Origin of the sequence: Pseudomonas sp. 65/3-MNA-CIBAN-0223, from assembly GCF_040310425.1 — a bacterium.
GTDB lineage: Bacteria > Pseudomonadota > Gammaproteobacteria > Pseudomonadales > Pseudomonadaceae > Aquipseudomonas > Aquipseudomonas gregormendelii.
The window spans coordinates 77,991-98,026 of record NZ_JBEOPV010000002.1; the positions used below are offsets into that span (position 1 = coordinate 77,991).

18 protein-coding genes are annotated in these 20,036 nt (G+C 61.0%); 9 read left to right on the forward strand and 9 right to left on the reverse strand.

What is annotated here, in order from left to right; genetic code table 11:
* Positions 1–6 precede the first annotated feature (6 nt).
* Positions 7–786, reverse strand: a complete 780-nt coding sequence (gene rimA / locus AAEZ09_RS01990) for a S6 modification regulatory phosphodiesterase RimA (protein WP_045061320.1) — start codon at positions 784–786, stop codon at positions 7–9.
* A gap of 116 nt (positions 787–902) precedes the next feature.
* On the opposite strand from rimA, the gene AAEZ09_RS01995 reads away from it, so the two are divergent.
* From AAEZ09_RS01995 to AAEZ09_RS02020, 6 genes are all read left to right on the forward strand, one after another.
* Positions 903–1,310, forward strand: coding sequence for a S4 domain-containing protein (locus tag AAEZ09_RS01995; RefSeq protein ID WP_205893589.1), 408 nt, complete (start codon positions 903–905; stop codon positions 1,308–1,310).
* 146 nt (positions 1,311–1,456) lie between these two features.
* A complete protein-coding gene (hslO, locus tag AAEZ09_RS02000; protein WP_045061322.1) occupies positions 1,457–2,359 on the forward strand; it encodes an Hsp33 family molecular chaperone HslO in 903 nt (300 codons plus the stop codon).
* Between the two features lie 182 nt (positions 2,360–2,541).
* Complete coding sequence (locus AAEZ09_RS02005) at positions 2,542–4,083, forward strand: phosphoenolpyruvate carboxykinase (RefSeq protein WP_122840747.1); 1,542 nt, start codon at positions 2,542–2,544, stop codon at positions 4,081–4,083.
* A gap of 225 nt (positions 4,084–4,308) precedes the next feature.
* The gene (locus AAEZ09_RS02010) at positions 4,309–6,243 is read left to right on the forward strand and encodes a RecQ family ATP-dependent DNA helicase (protein WP_350597896.1); all 1,935 of its coding nucleotides are present in this window, start codon (positions 4,309–4,311) and stop codon (positions 6,241–6,243) included.
* 240 nt (positions 6,244–6,483) lie between these two features.
* Positions 6,484–7,710, forward strand: a complete 1,227-nt coding sequence (locus AAEZ09_RS02015; protein ID WP_350597899.1) for a 3-hydroxyacyl-CoA dehydrogenase — start codon at positions 6,484–6,486, stop codon at positions 7,708–7,710.
* 175 nt (positions 7,711–7,885) lie between these two features.
* The gene (locus AAEZ09_RS02020) at positions 7,886–8,305 is read left to right on the forward strand and encodes an acyl-CoA thioesterase (protein ID WP_045061326.1); all 420 of its coding nucleotides are present in this window, start codon (positions 7,886–7,888) and stop codon (positions 8,303–8,305) included.
* A gap of 69 nt (positions 8,306–8,374) precedes the next feature.
* Here the strand turns inward: AAEZ09_RS02020 and AAEZ09_RS02025 are convergent, their stop codons facing one another.
* The 4 genes from AAEZ09_RS02025 to AAEZ09_RS02040 all read right to left on the reverse strand — a co-directional run bounded on the left by AAEZ09_RS02025 (position 8,375) and on the right by AAEZ09_RS02040 (position 13,360).
* Positions 8,375–8,860: a glycine zipper domain-containing protein gene (locus AAEZ09_RS02025; protein WP_045061327.1), complete on the reverse strand. Its 486-nt coding sequence runs from the start codon at positions 8,858–8,860 to the stop codon at positions 8,375–8,377.
* A gap of 336 nt (positions 8,861–9,196) precedes the next feature.
* Positions 9,197–11,545: an FdhF/YdeP family oxidoreductase gene (locus AAEZ09_RS02030; protein ID WP_350597902.1), complete on the reverse strand. Its 2,349-nt coding sequence runs from the start codon at positions 11,543–11,545 to the stop codon at positions 9,197–9,199.
* On the reverse strand, positions 11,542–12,381 hold the full coding sequence (fdhD, locus tag AAEZ09_RS02035) for a formate dehydrogenase accessory sulfurtransferase FdhD (protein WP_350597904.1): 840 nt from the start codon (positions 12,379–12,381) through the stop codon (positions 11,542–11,544). Before fdhD ends, AAEZ09_RS02030 begins: the two co-directional genes overlap by 4 nt.
* Before the next feature lie 91 nt (positions 12,382–12,472).
* The gene (locus AAEZ09_RS02040; RefSeq protein WP_045061330.1) at positions 12,473–13,360 is read right to left on the reverse strand and encodes a LysR family transcriptional regulator; all 888 of its coding nucleotides are present in this window, start codon (positions 13,358–13,360) and stop codon (positions 12,473–12,475) included.
* A gap of 138 nt (positions 13,361–13,498) precedes the next feature.
* Here AAEZ09_RS02040 and lysM point away from each other — a divergent pair, with 138 nt between their 5' ends.
* The gene (lysM, locus tag AAEZ09_RS02045) at positions 13,499–13,948 is read left to right on the forward strand and encodes a peptidoglycan-binding protein LysM (protein ID WP_045061331.1); all 450 of its coding nucleotides are present in this window, start codon (positions 13,499–13,501) and stop codon (positions 13,946–13,948) included.
* A 188-nt stretch (positions 13,949–14,136) separates the two neighbouring features.
* On the opposite strand, the gene yrfG is transcribed toward lysM, so the two are convergent.
* On the reverse strand, positions 14,137–14,799 hold the full coding sequence (gene yrfG / locus AAEZ09_RS02050; RefSeq protein WP_205893583.1) for a GMP/IMP nucleotidase: 663 nt from the start codon (positions 14,797–14,799) through the stop codon (positions 14,137–14,139).
* A gap of 90 nt (positions 14,800–14,889) precedes the next feature.
* On the opposite strand from yrfG, the gene nudE reads away from it, so the two are divergent.
* Complete coding sequence (gene nudE / locus AAEZ09_RS02055; protein WP_045061333.1) at positions 14,890–15,456, forward strand: ADP compounds hydrolase NudE; 567 nt, start codon at positions 14,890–14,892, stop codon at positions 15,454–15,456.
* Positions 15,453–16,280 carry a 3'(2'),5'-bisphosphate nucleotidase CysQ gene (cysQ, locus tag AAEZ09_RS02060; RefSeq protein WP_350597907.1) on the forward strand — a complete coding sequence of 276 codons (828 nt, stop codon included), beginning with the start codon at positions 15,453–15,455 and terminating at the stop codon, positions 16,278–16,280. The genes nudE and cysQ overlap by 4 nt, the downstream gene beginning before the upstream one ends.
* 39 nt (positions 16,281–16,319) lie before the next feature.
* Here the strand turns inward: cysQ and AAEZ09_RS02065 are convergent, their stop codons facing one another.
* The 3 genes from AAEZ09_RS02065 to AAEZ09_RS02075 are packed head-to-tail and all read right to left on the reverse strand — an operon-like array spanning position 16,320 to position 20,013.
* A complete protein-coding gene (locus AAEZ09_RS02065; RefSeq protein ID WP_045061335.1) occupies positions 16,320–16,775 on the reverse strand; it encodes a YiiD C-terminal domain-containing protein in 456 nt (151 codons plus the stop codon).
* 38 nt (positions 16,776–16,813) lie between these two features.
* Positions 16,814–18,208, reverse strand: coding sequence for a sigma-54-dependent transcriptional regulator (locus AAEZ09_RS02070; RefSeq protein WP_350597909.1), 1,395 nt, complete (start codon positions 18,206–18,208; stop codon positions 16,814–16,816).
* Positions 18,205–20,013, reverse strand: coding sequence for a sensor histidine kinase (locus AAEZ09_RS02075; protein WP_350597911.1), 1,809 nt, complete (start codon positions 20,011–20,013; stop codon positions 18,205–18,207). Before AAEZ09_RS02075 ends, AAEZ09_RS02070 begins: the two co-directional genes overlap by 4 nt.
* Between the last annotated feature and the right edge of the window lie 23 nt (positions 20,014–20,036).

The following is a 20,036-nucleotide window of genomic DNA, read 5'->3' on the forward strand; positions in this document are numbered from 1 at the left end:
CGGCGATTAACGCGTCCAGGTACCCGCTGGTACCTGGGCCAACGCTTTGAATGCAGGCTTGGCGAACCAGTAGCCTTGCATCAGAAAAATTCCACAGTCCGCCAGGAAATCCCGTTCTCCAGCGCTTTCGATGCCTTCGGCAATGACTGTAACGTCCAGATCCGCACAGATTGTGACAATCCCCCGCACGATAGCCTGACGAACACGATCGCGATCGACGTCACGGATCAGTGCCATGTCGAGTTTGATCAGGTCGGGTTGGAAGTCAGCGAGCAGATTGAGCCCCGAGTACCCCGCACCGAAGTCATCGATGGCGGTCTTGAAGCCGAATTCGCGGTATTCACGCAGAATATTGGTCAAATGGCGATAGTTATCTACGTGCTCGCTTTCCAGGGTTTCGAAAATCAGCCTGTCTATAGGGAAATTATGTTTTTTGGCGGCCTTCAGCGTGCTGCGAATACACAGCTCCGGGCGGTACACGGCGTTGGGCATGAAGTTGATCGACAGGTTGGTTTGCATGCCCAGTTGCGCAGCACCTTCGATCGCCTTGGTGCGGCAGAGCTGGTCAAATCGGTAGCGATTGGCCTCGGTGACCTGGTCAAGTACCGATAACGCGCCTTCACCGTCGGTGCCGCGCACCAGTGCCTCGTGAGCAAAGATCGATCGGTCCCGCAGGTCCACGATGGGTTGGTACGCAAAGGCAAAATCAAAGCCCAACGGTTCGCTTTGCTGACATCCCTGGCAATCGCCACTGGACGAAGTCAATGAAGACGGAAATATTGTCACTCGAACACTCCACTGCGATGAACCGACCAGGATGACATTCTATCTGGAGGGGCGGGTTCTTGCGCCCGACAGAAACGGTAGTACAGTTCCGACTATGGGCTAAAAGAGGAATTCCGGTGACACAAAAAAAGGATGAGGACGACAAGGTCCGTCTCGATAAGTGGTTGTGGGCTGCGCGTTTCTATAAAACACGTGCCTTGGCCAAGACGGCGATCGAAAGCGGCAAGGTGCATTGTCGGGGCGAGCGCTGCAAACCCGGCAAGGAACCGCGCATCGGCGACGAATTTCAGATTCGCCAGGGGTTCGAAGAGCGTACGGTGGTAGTTCAGGCACTGTCGATCGTGCGCCGGGGTGCTCCCGAGGCGCAGGCCTTGTACGCCGAGACCGAAGCCAGCGTCGCCAAGCGCGAGGCTGCTGCCGAGATGCGCAAGGCGGGTTCGCTGGGCATGACCACCGACGGCAAACCGAGCAAAAAACAGCGGCGGGATCTGTTTAAGTTTCGTGGGAGCAGCAACGACGAGTGAAGCAGGTGTTCGTGCGGCGGCCGGTATGAGCTTGGAACCCGACCGGATTGTTCCTAAAATGCCTGCCATGGCCAGACTTTGCGTGCGCAAACCCCGCGCAGCTTAGTCTTTGAAATCTTTTGACATTAATTCAGATACCCAAACCTATGACCGATCTAACGGATACCGACTACACCCAACGCTTCATCTTCGATGACAGCGATACCCGCGGCGAACTGGTTTCGTTGGAACTCAGCTACGCCGAAGTCCTGGCTAAACATGCGTATCCGGAACCGGTTGCGCAATTGCTCGGCGAACTGATGGCCGCGGCGTCGTTGCTGGTCGGCACCCTGAAATTCGATGGCCTGCTGATTCTACAGGCCCGTTCGGAAGGGCCCATCCCGCTGCTGATGATCGAGTGCTCCAGCGAGCGCGAGATCCGTGGCCTGGCCCGTTACGAGGCTGACCGCATCGCACCTGATGCGACGCTTGCCGACCTGATGCCCAACGGTGTCCTCGCGCTGACGGTCGATCCGACCCAAGGCCAGCGCTACCAGGGCATCGTTGACCTGGACGGCGAAACTCTGTCGGAGTGCTTCACCAACTATTTCGTCATGTCCCAGCAGGTCGGCACGCGCTTCTGGCTGTACGCCGACGGCCGTCGTGCCCGAGGTCTGCTGCTGCAGCAACTGCCCGCTGATCGCCTCAAGGATGAAGAAGAGCGCGCCGCCAGCTGGCAGCACATCACCGCCCTGGGCAGTACGCTGACTGCCGATGAGCTGCTCAGCCTGGACAACGAAACCGTGCTGCACCGCTTGTACCACGAAGAGCAGGTGCGCCTGTTCGATGTCCAGCGATTGCGCTTCCGTTGCAGTTGCTCGCGCGAGCGCTCGGCGAATGCGCTGGTCAGCCTGGGTCTGGAAGACGCTCAGGACCTGGTCGTGGAACACGGTGGCAACATCGAGATCGACTGCCAGTTTTGCAATCAGCGCTACCTGTTCGATGCGGCCGATATCACTCAATTGTTCGCTGGAGCCGGTGTCGATACCCCGTCAGATACCCGGCACTAAAACGGTTCAGCGCAGGTAAATTCACTGCTTAGCGGCGCAATAGCGCCGTTACGACGGGAGGGCCCTACTATTTTTGGGCGTTTCTGGCATAATCCGGCCCACTTTTTGTCGCGGTAGTAGTGCACGACTTTCTACTACAAAACGTTTGGAGCACACTCGGCCACTGGCCGACGGGGAATCTCATGACGCAAGCCAATAACGCCGTGTACACCGATCTGAGTGTTGATGATCTGGTAAAAGAAGCTCTGAATCGTGGTGAAGGCGAGCTTGCCGATACCGGCGCGCTGGTTGTTCGTACCGGTCACCGTACCGGCCGCTCGCCAGTCGATCGTTTCATCGTGGAAGAGCCAACCACCCAGGCAGCCATCGCCTGGGGCCCGATCAACCGCAAGTTCCCGGCCGACAAGTTCGATGCCCTGTGGGACCGCGTCGAGGCGTTCAACAACGCGCAAGAGCATTTCGTTTCCCATGTGCATGTAGGTGCGTCCGAAGACCACTACCTGGCTGTGAAAATGACCACCCAGACTGCCTGGCAGAACCTGTTCGGTCGTTGCCTGTTCATCAATCCTGCCCAGTACAACCCGGCAGGTCGCGAAGAGTGGCAAGTACTGAACGTGGCCAACTTCGAGTGCGTGCCTGAGCGTGATGGCACCAACTCCGACGGCTGCGTGATCCTCAACTTCGCCCAGAAGAAGGTACTGATCGCCGGCATGCGTTACGCCGGTGAAATGAAGAAAGCCATGTTCTCGGTGCAGAACTTCCTGCTGCCGGCCGCCGACGTGCTGCCAATGCACTGCGCTGCCAACATCGGTGAAGCGGGCGACGTGACCCTGTTCTTCGGTTTGTCCGGCACCGGTAAAACCACCCTGTCCGCCGACGAAAGCCGTTACCTGATCGGTGACGACGAGCACGGCTGGGGCGAAGGCGTTGTGTTCAACATCGAAGGCGGCTGCTACGCCAAGTGCATCGACTTGTCCGAGAAGAACGAGCCGGTCATCTGGAAAGCCATCAAGCACGGCGCAGTCCTGGAAAACGTCGTTATCGATGACGCCAAGCACGCCGACTACGCCGATGTGAGCCTGACCCAGAACAGCCGCGCAGCTTACCCGCTGGAGCACGTTGCCAAGCGTTCCGAGAAGAACCTTGGCGGTGAGCCTAACGCGGTGATCTTCCTGACCTGCGACCTGACCGGCGTACTGCCGCCAGTGTCGATCCTCAGCGAAGAACAAGCGGCCTACCACTTCCTGTCCGGCTACACCGCTTTGGTGGGCTCGACCGAAATGGGCTCGGGCAGCGGCATCAAGTCGACGTTCTCCACCTGCTTCGGCGCACCGTTCTTCCCGCGTCCGGCTGGCGAATACGCAGAACTGCTGATCAAGCGCATCCGCGGCTTCGGCTCCAAGGTGTACCTGGTAAACACCGGCTGGACCGGCGGTGGCTACGGCGTTGGCAAGCGCTTCAACATTCCGACCACTCGCGGCGTCATCGCAGCGATCCAGAGCGGCGCGTTGATCGGTGCTGAAACCGAACACCTCGACACCATCAACCTCGACGTGCCATTGGCCGTGCCGGGCGTTGAGACTGGCCTGTTGAACCCACGTAATACCTGGGCTGACAAAGCTGCCTACGATGAATCGGCTAAAGCACTGGCCGGTCTGTTCGTCGAGAACTTCAAGAAGTTCGACGTGAGCGACGCCATCAAGGCTGCTGGTCCGAAGCTGTAAGGATTGGCTTGATGTAACGACAAAGCCGCCTTCAGGGCGGCTTTTTCGTGGGCGTGAGCATCAGGTCTTGAGGTGCCTGCGAACCTGTCGCTGCCTTGATTCAACACGCCCTGCCAGCCTCTGCGCGGTATCATCCGGTATCTTTTTACCCCCGACCTTTTCTCGACTCGCGGCGATCGCCAGCTAGGCTTTGGGCTTCGCCAGCGGTCAACGGAGTGACAGCTTATGCACAACACCCTGGAACAGGTTTTCGGTTATCCACAATTTCGTCCCGGCCAGGAGGCTGCGATCAGCGCGGTACTGGCCGGGCGCTCGGCAGCGGCGATCTTTCCCACGGGTTCAGGCAAGTCCCTGTGCTACCAGATCCCGGCGATGCTGTTGCCACACCTGACGCTGGTGGTCTCGCCACTGCTGGCGCTGATGCAGGACCAGCTGGCATTCCTGCAGCGTCACGGTATCTCGGCAGGCAGTATCGATTCGGCGCAGAGCCGCGACGACGCCGCCGATGTGATGGCTCGGGCGAAATCGGGTGAGCTGAAGATCCTGATGGTGTCCGTGGAGCGGCTGAAGAATGAGCGCTTTCGCAACTTCCTCCAGCAGGTGCCAATCTCGTTACTGGTCGTGGACGAGGCGCACTGCATTTCCGAGTGGGGTCATAACTTCCGGCCTGATTACCTCAAGCTCCCGGACTACCAGCGCCAGTTCAATATCCCGCAGGCGCTGCTGCTGACCGCCACGGCGACGCCGAAAGTGATCGCGGACATGCAGGCCAAGTTCGCCATTGCGCCTGAAGACGTAGTGACCACCGGTTTCTACCGGCCTAATCTCAGTTTGCTGGTGGAGCCGGTGCGTGGGCAGGACAAGCGCCGGCGACTGGTTGAGTGGATGAGCGAGCGGCCGGGTCAGCCCAGCATCGTCTATGTCACCCTGCAGAAAACCGCCGAGCACATCGCCGAGCACCTGGGTCGCAATGGCATACAGGCCGAGGCCTATCACGCCGGGTTGCCCCACGAAAAACGTGAGGCGATCCAGAAGCGCTTCATGGGCGGGCAATCCAATTGCATCGTCGCCACCATCGCATTTGGCATGGGCATCGACAAAAGCGACATACGCAACGTGGTGCATTTCGACCTGCCCAAGTCCATCGAAAACTACAGTCAGGAAATCGGTCGTGCCGGGCGCGACGGGCAGCCGTCGGACTGCCTGGTCCTGGCCAACCGCGACAGCGTCAATGTGCTGGAAAACTTCGTCTACGGCGACACGCCGGAGCTGGATGGCATCCGGCACGTGCTGGATGAGTTGAAGGCGTGCGCCGCCGATGGGCAATGGGAGTTTCTGCTGGGGCCGCTGGCAGACCAGAGCAACATCCGGCAGCTGCCGCTCAAGACCTTGCTGGTTCAGCTGGAGCTGCGCCGGATCATCGCCCCGCGTTACGCCTACTACGCCGAGTACCGATTCAAATACCTGCAGGAGCCGGCCGACTTGCTGGCCCGATTCGAGGGAGAGCGCAAGGATTTCGTGGCGGCGATCATTCAGACATCCACCCTTGCGCGAGCCTGGGCCACGGTGAGTTTTGACGCGCTGTACGAACGCTACCAGGCCGAGCGTAATCGGGTGGTCAAGGCCCTGGATTATTTCCAGGAGAAGGGCTGGATCGAGCTCGAAAGCAAGCAGATGACCGAGGTCTACAGCGTGCTGCAAGCAGGCTTTGACAGCCAGGCGCTGGCCACGGAACTGCACGCTTACTTCACCCGCCACGAGCAAACCGAGGTCGCCCGAATTCACGCGATGCTGGATCTGTTTGCCACCGAACGCTGCCTGGGTTATCGGCTGGCCGAGTACTTCGGGGACGAACAGGCTCCCCGGCAGTGCGGGCATTGTTCAGTGTGTCACGGCGATATCGCACGACTGCCGGCGCCGCCGGAGCTGCCAGCGCTTGTGGATAAGAATTTCGAGGCGTTGTGCGCTGAATTTATCCACAGGCACGAGCAGCACACCGGCAGCATTCCTTCGACCGAACGGGTGACCCGTTTCCTGTGCGGCATCAGTGTGCCGTTGTTTACCAAGCTCAAGGCGCGGTCAATTGCGGGGTATGCGGTGCTGGAGGAATACCCTTATGGCGAAGTGCGGGGGTGGGTCGAAACTCACCTCCCAGCTTGAGCGGGATATCTGTAGGCGCGAGCTTGCTCGCGATGGTCGTCAACGATGACGCGGGGCAACAGCTTAATTTGCGCGACCTCAAGATCATCGCGAGCAAGCTCGCTCCTACAGGGGTTTTGGCGTCTGGGCAAACAGCGTATCCATCTGCTGAATGTCCCCCATCACAGGAATAAATTTCAAAAATGAACGGTGGCTGACTATGGTGAGGGCTGTCTTTGGATCGCCAACAAGAGAACAACCATGAGCCAGACACCGTTCAACATTCAGCGCGCCGCCGTGATTGGCGCGGGCACCATGGGCCGGGGCATTGTGATGTGCCTGGTGAATGCCGGGGTGCCAGTGCAGTGGGTCGATAATAATCCGCAGATGCTCGAGCAAGCCCTGACCAGCGTGGCAGACACCTGCGCTCACAATGTTCGCCAGGGCCGTATCGATCAGGCCGAAGCGGATGCGCGTGTCGCGCGGGTCACTGCCGTTGCCGATTATGCGGCCATTGCTGATGTAGACCTGGTGATCGAAGCGGTTTACGAGAACCTTGAGCTCAAGCAGAAGATCTTCCGCGAGCTGGACGCTCTGCTCAAGCCCGAAGCGATTCTGGCGAGTAATACCTCGGCGCTGGATATCGACGCCATCGCTGCAGTCACCGGCCGTCCCGGGCAGGTATTGGGGCTGCATTTCTTCAGCCCGGCGCACATCATGAAACTGCTGGAAATCGTCCGCGGTGCGAACACTGCGCCGGCGGTACTGGAAGCGGCGCTGGCGCTGGGTAAGCGCATGGGCAAGGTCAGCGTGGTGGCCGGCAACTGCGACGGTTTCATCGGCAACCGCATGCTCAATACCTACGTGCTCGAAGCACGCAAGATGCTGCTGGAGGGCGCCTATCCCCATCAGGTCGATGCGGCGCTGCAAGGTTTTGGTTTTGCCATGGGCCCTTTCCGCATGTACGACGTGGTTGGCGTCGATCTGGGGTGGCGCGCCAGGCAACTGGCGGGTGTTGGCCAGGATGCGCCTGAGGTGCAGGTCGATAACCGCTTGTGCGAGCTGGGTCGCTTCGGCCAAAAGAGCGGCAATGGTTATTATCACTATGAAGCCGGCAGCCGCCAGGCAGAGCACGACTTAGAGGTCGATGCGCTGGTGCTGGAGGTCAGCGAGGGATTGGGCTATCAACGCCGTGAGATCTCGCCTGAGGAGGTCCTGGAGCGCTCCTTGCTGGCATTGGTCAATGAAGGCGCGAAGATTCTTGAGGAAGGCATCGCCGGATCGGCCCACGATATCGATCTGGTCTACCTCAACGGCTATGGCTTCCCGGCCGACAAGGGCGGCCCGATGGCCTGGGCCGATCAGCAGGGGCTGGCGGATATTCATCAGCGGTTGCTGGCGTTGGAAACTCGCCAGGGCGATCACTGGAATCCGGCCCGGTTGATTGGTGAGTTGGCGGCGACCGGCAAGGGGTTTGCCGACAGGTGATCACTACAGTGCTCTTGCGGGCGCCATCGCCAGCAGGCGGGCTCCCACATGGAATTGTGGGTGTTCTTAAACCTTGAGTTGAAACCCGATTGACTGTGGGAGCCAGCCTGCTGGCGAAGAATGCTGAAGCCGTATTAGCTTTAGAATTGGAATTCAATCCAGGGAAACGACGCCAATGCCTCAACGCTGCGAATACCCGCATTTCCAGCCCATCACCACCCGCTGGCATGACAACGATGCCTACGGCCACGTCAACAACGTGACCTACTACAGCTTCTTTGATACGGCGGTGAACACCTATCTGATTGAAGTCGGCGGCCTGGATATCCATGACGGCGAAGTCGTCGGTTTTGTCGTGAGCTCGGCCTGCGATTATTTCGCCTCGATTGCGTTCCCGGACCGGATTGAAATCGGCCTGCGCGTAGGCAAGCTGGGCAACAGTTCGGTGCAATACGAACTGGCGGTGTTCAAGGCAGGTGAAGACGAGGCCTGTGCAGCAGGGCGCTTTGTGCATGTGTTCGTCGATCGCGGGTCGAATCAGCCGGTGGCGATTCCTGGCGGGTTACGCGGGGCGCTGGAGCGATTGGTGGTTTGACTGGCAAAAAAAATCGCAGCCCTTGGGCTGCGATTTTTCGATCTACCGATAACCGAGGCGATTGATGCCTCAGTCGCGATAGCGATGTTTGTTCTTGCGGTGGCCGTAGGCATGACCGCGACCCCGATGGTCATCGCGATAGTAGCGACGATCATCACGGCCACCGCGATAAGAGCGACGATTATCGTCCTCATCGCTCTTGTTGCCCATGTAGTTGCCGAGTGCGCCACCGGCGCCACCGCCCGCTGCGGAGCCGATCAGGCTGCCTGTGGTGCCGCCCATGCTGCGGCCGACCACGTTACCGCCGGCTGCGCCCAGCGCACCACCGATGGCGGCTTCGCCACGGCTGCGTTTGTCTGCGCCGACGGCACTACCACCCGCGCCGCCCAGGGCCGCGCCAATGGTTGAACCAGTATTGCCGCCTAACGATTGACCGACGACTGAGCCCAAAACCCCGCCCAATGCGCCGCCCACGCCTGCTTCGGTGGTGCCTCCGGCAGAAGCGAAGCCACTGACCAGGCCAAGGGACAACAAGAGAATCGAGGAGAACTTCATAGAGGAATCTCAAGGGGATGACGGCGCGATCCTGAGGCTGGGAGATACTGGTTACAATCGAAATCCGACGAGTGACACGACTTGTACACAATTGCGTAAGTTACTGTTTTTTGGGCGGAACTTAATGCTTTTTCGCTGGTCTTTATCTACTTCAGACAGGCCGTTTCCACACAGAAATGGCCTTTTTTGTGGGCGATTGAAAGGTAATTGCCCGGGCTGACGCTATCGCGGGCAAGCCTTGCTCCCACAAGGCCCTACACTCAGCAAAATCATCTGAACCACAATACGGTGGGAGCAAGGCTTGACCGCGATGGCGCTGGATCGGCCGAAACAACCCTACGCCGACCTCGCCATGATCAAACCGGTTTCGCTTGCCGCTTCCAACCGGATCGCCACGAATTTCGACGTCGGCGTGTGGCTGCCATCCCCCGTGCTTTCCAACGGCACCAGAGGATTCACCTCCGGATAATAAGCGGCAGCCTGTCCCGCCGGGATATCAAACGCCAGCAACGTAAAACCCTTCACCCGGCGCTCACGCCCATCGTCCCAGATTGAAACGATGTCCGCCTTCTGTCCAGGCTTGAAGCCCAGGCGGATGATGTCGGCTTCGTTGACAAACAGCACGTCGCGCTGCCCCTTGACCCCGCGATACCGGTCATCGAGCCCGTAGATCGTGGTGTTGTACTGATCGTGGGAACGCATCGACTGCATGATCAGATCCGGCAGCACGCCCGTGGCGCGCGTCCGTTCGTGAACCAGGTCCTTGGGCAGGATATTGGGGCGGAAGCTGGCTCGTCCCGACGCCGTATTCCACTTGCGGACGCCCGCGCTGTTGCCCAGGTAAAAACCGCCTGGGTTCTTCACTTTCTCGTTGAAGTCCTTGAAACCTGGAATGGTATCGGCGATCAGGTCGCGAATGCGGTCGTAGTCGGCCACCAGCCAGCTCCAGTCCACGGGCCGGCTGCCCAGGGTAGCGGCGGCGATACCGGCGATGATCGACGGCTCCGAGCGCATCTGGTTTGACAGCGGTTGCAACTGGCCGTTGGAGGCATGGACCATGCTGAACGAGTCTTCAACGGTCACCGCTTGCGGGCCTTCGGTCTGGATATCGATATCGGTGCGACCCAGGCACGGCAGGATCAGCGCGTCCTTGCCGTGGGCCAGATGGCTGCGGTTGAGCTTGGTGCTGATCTGCACGGTCAGGTCGCAGCTGCTCAGCGCCTTGAAGGTGCGTGGGCTGTCCGGCGTGGCTTGGGCGAAGTTGCCGCCCAGGCCGATGAACACCTTGGCGCGACCCTCGGCCATTGCATGAATCGCCTCGACCACGTTGTGGCCGCTCTCGCGCGGCACCTTGAACTGGAAGCGACGTTCCAGGGAGTCGAGGAACGCCACCGGCGGACGTTCGTTGATGCCCATGGTCCGGTCGCCTTGCACGTTGCTATGGCCACGCACCGGACACAGGCCGGCGCCTGGGCGACCGATGTTGCCGCGCAGCAGCATCAGGTTGGCGATTTCCTGAATCGTCGGCACGGAATGACGGTGTTGGGTAATCCCCATCGCCCAGCACATGATCACGTTCTTGCCCGAGGCGTACATCCGTGCCGCTTGCTCGATTTCCACCAGGGCAAGGCCGGATTGCTCGACGATCTGCTCCCATGGCGTGTCATCGATGGCGCCCATGTACTCCAGCACATTGACGCTGTGCTCATTGAGGAAGTCGTGGTCGAACACGGCGGGCCCGCCAGTCTTCTGCGCGTCGCGCTCCCATTGCAGCAGGAATTTGGCCATGCCGCGCAGCAAGGCCATGTCGCCGCCGAGCGCCGGCCGGAAGTACGCGGTATTGGTCGGCTTGTCGCCATTGGTGAGCATTTCGATCGGGTGCTGCGGATGCTGGAAGCGTTCCAGCCCACGCTCTTTCAACGGGTTGACGCACACCACCTGGGCGCCGCGCTTGACCGCCTCACGCAGCGGCTCCAGCATCCGGGGGTGGTTGGTGCCGGGGTTCTGGCCCCAGACAAATATCGCATCAGCGTGTTCGAAATCGTCGAACGTCACCGTGCCTTTACCCACGCCGACACTCTGCGCCAACGCCACGCCGCTGGCCTCGTGGCACATGTTCGAACAATCGGGGAAGTTGTTGGTGCCATAGGCGCGCACAAACAATTGATACAGGTAGGCCGCTTCGTTACTGGCGCGCCCCGAAGTGTAGAACTCGGCCTGATCCGGGCTCGAGAGGCCCTGCAGATGTTTGCCGATCAGGGCGAAGGCGGCTTCCCAGGTGATCGGCTTGTAGCGATCGGTCTCGGCGTCGTAGCTCATCGGTTCGGTCAGGCGGCCCTGATATTCCAGCCAGTAGTCACTTTGCTCCAGCAGCGAGCTGACGCTGTGTTTGGCGAAGAAGGCCGCATCCACCCGGCGCTTGGTCGCTTCCCAGTTCACGGCTTTGGCGCCGTTCTCACAGAACTTCACCATGCCGCTTTCCGGCGAGTCGCCCCAGGCGCAACCCGGGCAGTCAAAGCCGCCGTTCTGGTTGGTCTTGAGCATCATGCGCAGGTTCTTCAGCGCGTTGTCGCTGGTCAGCCACGCCTGGGCCACACTGATCAGCGCGCCCCAGCCACCGGCCGGGCCTTTGTAGGGCTTGTAGCGGGGGACGGGTTTCTGGTCGGCTTGATGATGTTGGCTCACGTGAGGTTCTCCATCGCAGGGCTGTAGACCCGCGGCGCACTTTTCTGCGGCAGGTGGATGAGATTGAGGTTGTGTCGGCGCGCCCATTGCACAGCAAGGCCCGTAGGCGAAGACAGGCTGACAAGGGTCTGGATGCCTGCGCGCAACACTTTCTGGATCAGTTCGAGGCTGCAGCGGCTGGTGACGATCGCCAGCCCCGCGCCAATCGGGATGTCCTGGCGGATCAGGCCACCAATCAGCTTGTCGAGGGCGTTATGCCGGCCGATATCTTCGCGACCCAGCAACAACTCGCCCCGATCATTCATGAACACCGCGGCATGTACTGCTCCGCAGTGTTGGCCAAGGGGCTGGAAAGCACCGATGCGCTGGCGCAAGCCGTCGAGCCAGGCAATCGGAGGCAATGGCGCGCCGGGCAATACTTTCAGGTCTGGCAGTGCCTGCTCGACCGCTTCCACTCCGCACAACCCGCAACCGCTGGTTCCGGCCAGTTGCCGGCGTTGCTGCTTGAGGTTCCAGAATGCACGGTTGGCGATAGTGACTTGCGCGTACTGCGCCGAGCCGGAGCCGCTGAGTTGCAGGTCGTAGATGTCGGCGGGGTCGTTGATGATGCCGCTGCCGAGGCTGAAACCGACGATGAAGTCTTCCAGGTCGGTTGGGGTCACCAGCATCACGGCCTGGCTGATGCCGTTGTAGGCAATCGCCAGCGCAACTTCCTCGGCCAGCTCGGTATTGGCCGATCCGGACGCATCAAGGTTGTTGTAGCTGTAAGTCTGACTCGCAGCGGGCGCGGGCGTTTCGAGGGCAGGCGCCGCGCAGGCTGGGCGCTTGGCGTTCATGGCATCACCACGGTTTGATCAGCTTTAAGCCTAGGCGCGTCAAACGGTCGCGTCTAATCGCTAATACTGATGTGCCGATAGATGGCGTCGATCAAGCGTCCGTGGATGATTTTTGATAAATCGCAAAACACGCCTCGGCCAGTGCCGATCGAGGGGCGCTGCGCCGCATGATCAACCCCAGGCGCGCGAGAGTCTGGGCGTTTTCAATGGGTTGCAGGCGCAGGTGGTCGGTGAGGTTTTCCAGGCCGCCGTCCAGCGGCATCACGGCGCAACACAAGCCGCCGTGCACAGCTTGTAACAGTTGATGCACGGCGTCGGTCTGCAGCAGAGGCTGGGGACTGAGGCCACGACTGTGGAAATTATGGTCGATGGATTGGCGAAAGTGCATGCCGCTGGTGAGCATGCCCAGCGGTAATTCGATCAACGACTCCCAACTCAGCGGCGCCTCGCTGAAACTGTAGAAGCGCTGATCGTAAAGCAGGCCCATGCGGGTTTCGCTGAAGGCCAGGGAGTCGAAGCGCTCGCCGTCGAGGCGTTCCAGGTAAGACACGCCGAGGTCCAGGCGGTTGTTCGCCAGTTGTTCGAGAATTTGCTCGGAGCTCAATGCAGACAACTCGAAGCGCAGGTTCGGGTGTTCCGCATGCAGGCGCTGCATCAACGGCAATGGATCGAAACTCGATAACGGCACCACCCCCAGGCGCAGGGTGCCGACCAGATTGCCGCGACAGGCAGCCGCCTCGGCTTGCAGCCCGTCGTAGGCCGCCAGCACCGTGCGCGCCCACGCCAGCACTCGCTCGCCCGGCGCGGTAAAGCCTTCAAAGCGTTGGCCGCGGTTGACCAGGGGTAATTCGAGCTCTTCTTCAAGGCTGCGCAAACGCATTGACAAGGTCGGTTGAGTGATGTGGCAGCGCGCGGCGGCCTGGCCGAAATGTCGCGTTTCGTCGAGTGCGATGAGAAATTTCAGCTGCTTGATGTCCATCTTCGCTCCAGGGCGCAGGAAGGCGCCGATTCTAGCCCCTGGCGGGAAGCGGCGTCATTGGTCGGGTTGGAACCGCAGTGTGCAAGCTTGGTCTAGGCTTTTGCGTCTGGACCCTTTTATTACCATGGAGAGCACACGATGAGCCTTTTCAGTTTTCTCAAAGAAGCCGGTGAAAAAATCCTCGATGCGCTGACGCCGGACAAGGCCGAAGCCAATAGCGAGGCGCTGACCAAGCACGTCAAGGATGCGCTGACGGGCATCGATACTTCGAAGATCCAGGTCAAGGTCGAGGGCGACAAGGTGATCGCCAGTGGTGAAGCCGCCACCCAGGAAGAGAAAGAAAAGATCCTGTTGTCCCTGGGCAACGTGGCGGGCGTCAGTGGTGTTGAAGACCAGATTACCGTGACCGGGCCAGTGATGGTGGCTGCGAAGTTTGTCGTGGTGGAGAAGGGCGATACGCTGAGCGCGATTTCCCTGCGGGTGTATGGCAATGCCAACTTGTACAACAAGATTTTCGAAGCCAACAAACCGATGCTCAAGGATGTGAACAAGATCTATCCGGGGCAGTCGTTGCGGATTCCTGAATAAGACTTGAGATTGCCATCGCGGGCAAGCCTTGCATCTGTTGCGACTTTTGCAGGAATGAGCTTGCTCGCGAAGAACTCATGGATACCGCGTTCATCCAGGGCTTCACGCGCTATCGTTGACGTTTTTCGCGAGCAAGCTCGCTCCTACAATGCAGCATTACTTGTTGCCCGCGATGCAGCCGACTCGGTCTAGAGCCCTGCAACAAGCTGCCGATAGTCCTCAACCGCCGCAAATTCCTCCGTGTCCTTGGGCCCTTTGCGGCTGTCCGGCTCCCGCACCGCCAGCAGATGTGCCACGCCAAAGTCCCGCGCACTGCGCAAAATCGGCAGCGTGTCGTCAATAAACAGGCTACGCGCCGGATCGAAGCCGATGTCCGCTTGCAGGGCGTCCCAGAACTGCGGATTTTCCTTGGGATAGCCGTAATCGTGGGAGCTGATCAGCCGCTCGAAGTAAGGCGCCAGTTCAATCCGTTCAAGCTTGAGTGACAGGGAATCGCGGTGGGCGTTGGTGATCATCACCACCCGCTTGCCGGCTTTTTTAATCGCCGCCAGGAACGTGTCCGCGTCCGGGCGCAGGGCGATCAGGTGCGCGGTCTCCAGTTTCAACTCGCGAACCGACAACTTCAGCTCGGTGCTCCAGAAATCCAGGCAATACCACTGCAACTGTCCGGCGTGGCGTTCGAACAGCGGCTGCAACTCCATCTCGGCCATCGCCAGGCTGACTCCATGCAGCTGTGCATAGCGTTGCGGCAGGTGCTCCAGCCAGAAATGGTTGTCAAAATGCAGGTCCAGCAAGGTGCCGTCCATGTCCAGCAAAACGGTATCGATGTCATGCCAGGGCAGCAGGGGCATAAAAAACTTCTCCAGCGGTAAAAAGGATATCCGGGGTCAACATTCAGGATAGGCCGGGTATAGTAACTCGCTATCACCCAGGAGCCGCTCATGCGCCAGAAACCTACCATCCTCGCTCGCGAGATCGTCGCCACCAGCCGCCTGTTCTGCGTCGAAGAGCTGAAGTTGCGCTTTTCCAATGGCGTCGAGCGCACTTATGAGCGACTGGTCGGCAAGGGCGCCGGCTATGGCGCGGTGATGATCGTGGCGATGCTGGACGCGGATCATGCGGTGCTGGTCGAGGAGTACTGCGGCGGCACCGATGAGTACGAGATGTCGTTGCCCAAGGGGTTGATCGAACCCGGCGAAGACGTGCTGGCGGCGGCCGAGCGCGAGCTTAAGGAGGAAGCCGGGTATGGCGCACGGCAGCTGGAACACCTGACCGAATTGTCCTTGTCGCCCGGCTACATGAGCCAGAAGATCCAGGTGGTGCTGGCCACGGACTTGTACGAGGAACGCCTGGAAGGCGACGAGCCCGAGCCGATGGGCGTAAGCAAGGTCAACCTGCGCGAGCTGTCGGCGCTGGCGCAGAACCCGCAATTCACCGAAGGCCGTGCGTTGGCCGCGCTCTATCTGGCCCGGGATCTGCTGACACAGCGTGGGGTGTACCAGCCATGAATTTCCCACATCCTCTGATGGCGCCCGTGATCGAACTGGCATTGCAGGCAGGCGACGCCATTTTGCCGTTCTGGCGCACCGGCACGGCCGTGACTGCCAAGGCCGACGATTCGCCCGTCACAGCAGCTGACCTGGCGGCTCACCATCTGATTCTGGACGGGCTGACCGCTCTGGACCCAAGCATCCCGGTGCTCTCGGAAGAAGACGCCAACATCCCCCAAAGCGTGCGCGCCGGCTGGCAGCGCTGGTGGCTGGTCGATCCGCTGGACGGGACCAAGGAATTCATCTCGGGCAGCGAGGAGTTCACCGTCAACATCGCCCTGATCGAGCAAGGCCGCGTGGTGTTTGGGGTGGTATCGATGCCGACCAATGGGCGCGTTTATGTCGGAGGCGCAGGCATGGGGGCATGGCGCGGGGATAAAGGTGCCGAGCCTTTGCCTATTCAGGTCCGCCAAGTGCCGCCGGCAGGTGAGCCTTTTACCGTAGTCGCCAGCCGCCGGCATTCGAGCCCCGAGCAGGAGCGCTTGCTTGCAGGCTTGAGCGCGAGTCTCGGTGAGCTGGAGTTGGCCAACATCGGCAGCTCATTGAAGTTTTGCCTGCTGGCCGAAGGCGCGGCGGACTGTTATCCGCGCCTGGCGCCGACTTCGCAGTGGGACACGGCGGCGGCCCAGGGAGTGCTGGAAGGTGCCGGGGGCGAGGTGCTGGAGTTGAGCGGTAAAACGTTCAGTTACCCGGCGCGGGAATCGTTGTTGAACGGGTTTTTCCTGGCGCTGCCGGCCCAGGCGTCCTGGCGACAGCAGTTGTTGGAACTGGCTCAGGGTTAACGATCGAAAACATCGCAGCCTGGCTGCGATCTTTTGATCTTAACGGTGCAAAACGTACTGCCCGCTAAACGTCACCGCATCCTCGGCACCTTCGGCATTCACAATCCGCGATTGCAGGGTCAATCTCGCCCGCCCATACCGCCGGTACATCGCCAAAAATTTCTTCCACTGCGCCGCACCGGGCGCCTGGCAAATCGCAATCGCGTCCATGGTCACCGGCAGCGGATAACTGATTTGCCCTTCCTGAATCACGATGTGCCCGTCTTCAATGCCTTCCTCGCGCAACCGCAGGTGCAACCAGCCCCAACCCGCCAGTACGGCGGCGCAATACAGGCTGCCGCCAAACATCGTGCTCTTGTGGTTGACGTTGGCCTCCAGCGGCAGGTGCAGGCGTAACTGCTGGTCGTGCCAGTCGAGCACCTTGAGGCCCATGTCCCGTGTCAGGGGAATGTCGTGGTGCAGGATGCTTTCCAGGTGACGACTGTCGAGGTTCATGAACGCTCTCTTGTAGGTGGCGGTGATTGGACGGTAGCTCAGTCGAGTTCGTCGGTGGCGGTGTGGGCGCCACCATCGGCAAAGTTGAGCCCGTGCTTGCGTAGTTTGTCGTGCAGGGTTTTGCGCGGGATGCCCAGTGCTTCCGCCAGGCTGCGGACCGAGCTGTGGGAGCGCGCGAGCTCGGCCGCGATCAGGCTCTTCTCGAAGTTTTCCACCTGTTCGCTCAACCCGCCACTGATCACCTCTGCCGTGACCCCGGATGTGCCATCCGGTGCGCTGTTGTCCAGGGCCAGTTCCAGGCCCAGGGCGAAGCGCTCGGCGGCGTTTTGCAGCTCCCGTACGTTGCCTGGCCAGGTGTGGCGCAATAGCAGGGCGCGTTGACCCGGTTGCAGTTCGTGGGGAGGCAGACCGTGGCGGGCGCTGGCCTCGTTGGCGAAATGCTGGAACAGCATCAGGGCATCTTCGCCGCGCTCGCGCAAAGGCGGGATGCGCAGCGGCGCTACATTGAGGCGGTAGTACAGGTCGGCCCGAAAACGGCCTTGGTCGGCAGATTGGCGCAGGTCTTCCTTGGTTGCAGCGATGACGCGGATGTCCAGCGGGATCTGCTGGTTGCCGCCAAGCCGCTCAACCACTCGCTCTTGCAGCAGGCGCAACAGTTTGACCTGCACATCCAGGCTCATGCTCTCGATTTCATCGAGAAACAGCGTGCCGCCGTTGGCGAATTCGAACTTGCCGATGCGGCGCTTCTGCGCCCCGGTGAAAGCCCCGGGCTCGTGCCCGAACAGCTCACTCTCCACCACCGATTCAGCCAGGGCGCCGGCATTGATTGCCACGAATGGCCCGTTGCGCCGACTCGACAGATCGTGCAGCGCGCGGGCGACAACTTCCTTGCCGGCGCCGGTTTCGCCAAGGATCAGCACGTCCGCCCGGGTGGCCGCCAAGGCGCCGATCTGCTCGCGCAGGCGCGCCATTGGCGCTGAATGTCCCACCAGGCGGGCGCTCAGCTCGTTGCGATCGCTCAGTGCCAGGCGCAGGCTGCGGTTATCCAGCACCAACCGGCGCAGGGCCAGCGCCCGGCGCACGCTGTCGAGCAGGGCATCACTGGCAAAAGGTTTTTCCAGGAAGTCGTAGGCCCCGGCGCGCATCGCTTGCACCGCCAGCGGTACGTCGCCATGGCCGGTGATCAACAACACCGGCAGCTCCGGGTCCTGGGCATGCAGTTCGGTCAGCAGTTCGAGACCGTCCATGCCCGGCATGCGAATATCGCTGACCACCACGCCCGGCCAGTCTCGCTCCAGCTGGGCAGCCAGGCCCTTGGCTTCGGCCAGCGGCAGGATCTTCAGGCCGGCAAGGTCCAGCGTCTGGCTCAGGGCCTGGCGCAAGTGCGGATCGTCGTCGATCAGCACGACCTGGATGCGGTTGTCGATGGTCATGCACTTCGGTCCTCGGACGGTTGCAGGCTCACGCCCGGTGCGCCTGCGCGCAATTTCAAGGTAATCAGCGCGCCGCCTTCCTTGTGGTTGGAGAACGACAGTTCACCACCGAAGGCGCGCATCAGTGTTTCGCAGATCGCCAGCCCTAACCCCAGGCCCTGGGTGCGGGTCTTGGTGGTGTAGAAAGGTTCGCTGGCGCGGCCCAGGGCTTCCATGCAAAAACCCGGGCCATTGTCGCGAATGTACAGGTTGACGCCTTCGGCAGTGGATTGGGCACTCAGCCACAGTTTACGCGGCGGGCCTTTTTCCGTAAGAGCGTCCAGGGCGTTCGCCAGCAAATTGCCCAGCACCTGGCGCAGGCGGGTTTCGCCGGCTTCGACCCACAAGGTGGCGGCCGGCAAATCGCGGATCAGTTCGACCTCCATGCTGCGCCGGCGCTTGGCGAGCAGGGCCAGTGCGTCGTCCAGCGCCGGTTGCAGGGCGACACTCTCCGGCGCATGTCGATCGCGGCGGGCGAATGCGCGCAAGTGGGCGATGATTGACGCCATGCGCGCGGTCAGTTCACTGATCAGTTTGAGATTGCCACGGGCATCGTCGGTGCGCTGGTGATCGAGCAGCACCTCGGCGTTTTCCGCATAGCTGCGGATCGCCGCCAGCGGCTGATTCAACTCATGACTGATGCTGGCGGACATCGTCCCCAGTGCCGACAGCTTGCCGGCCTGCACCAGGTCATCCTGGGCGCGCACCAATTCCTGCTGCGCCTGCTCGCGTTCCAGCACTTCCTCCTTGAGCCGCCGGTTGAGGCCTTCAAGGTCGCTGGTGCGCTCGGCAACCCGGCCTTCGAGTTCGCGACGGGCCTTGGCCTCGAAGGCGATTCGCTCCAGGTAATGGCGGCGGCGCTGCATCATCAGGCCGAGCAGCAGCATCAACACCAGCAGGGTGGCGCCGCCAATGGCAACGACCGTGCGCACCGGGCGGTCGATCAGGGTCCGCGGTGCGAGGATGTTCACCGTCCAGCCGGTCTCGTCGATCGGGTGGGACTGGGTCAGCCACGCATCGGGGTTGAGCTTGAGCGGCTGGGGATCGCGAGTGGGGTAGGGTTGGATCGCCGTGATCGCCTGGTTCTCCGCCTCGCTCAAGGTGCGGGTCGAACGAAAGCGCCATTCCGGCCGTGAGGTGAGAATGACCACGCCATTCTGATCGGTGGCCAACAGCTGTTCCGGGGTGTTGCCCCATAGGCTCTCGGTATGGTCGAGGTCAACCTTGACCACCAATACGCCGATGATCTTTTCGCCTTGACGAACTGCCGCCGCAAAAAAATAGCCACGCTTGGCCGAGGTCGTGCCCAGGCCGAAGAAGCGCCCAAGGCGACCGGCCATGGCTTCGCTGAAGTAGGGGCGGAAGGAAAAATTGCGCCCCACGAAGCTGTCGTGTTTGTCCCAGTTGGACGCCGCCAGGGTTTTGCCGGTGGTGTCCATCAGATACATGACTTCGGCGCCGGTCTGGGCGCTGATGTTTTTCAGCAGGCGGTTGGCGTTGCCTTGGCTCACGCCGTCGTCCGGCGCGCCCAGGACGGCGCGCAGGGCTGGAAGCTCGCCGAGAATCTGCGGCAGCACCTCATAACGGTGCAGGGTGCCCAGCAGGTTGGCGACGTACAGGTCAAGTGTCTGGCGGTTCTGCCCGGCCAGTTCGCTGCGGTAATAGCGTTCGGCCAGATGCTCCAGCGGCCACAGCAACGGCGCCAGGCATAGCGCGAGCAGTGCGAGGCTGCGCCAGCGGGGTCTGCGGGGGAGAGTCGGGGTCATGAGGTCGAGCGCCTGTCGCGTTG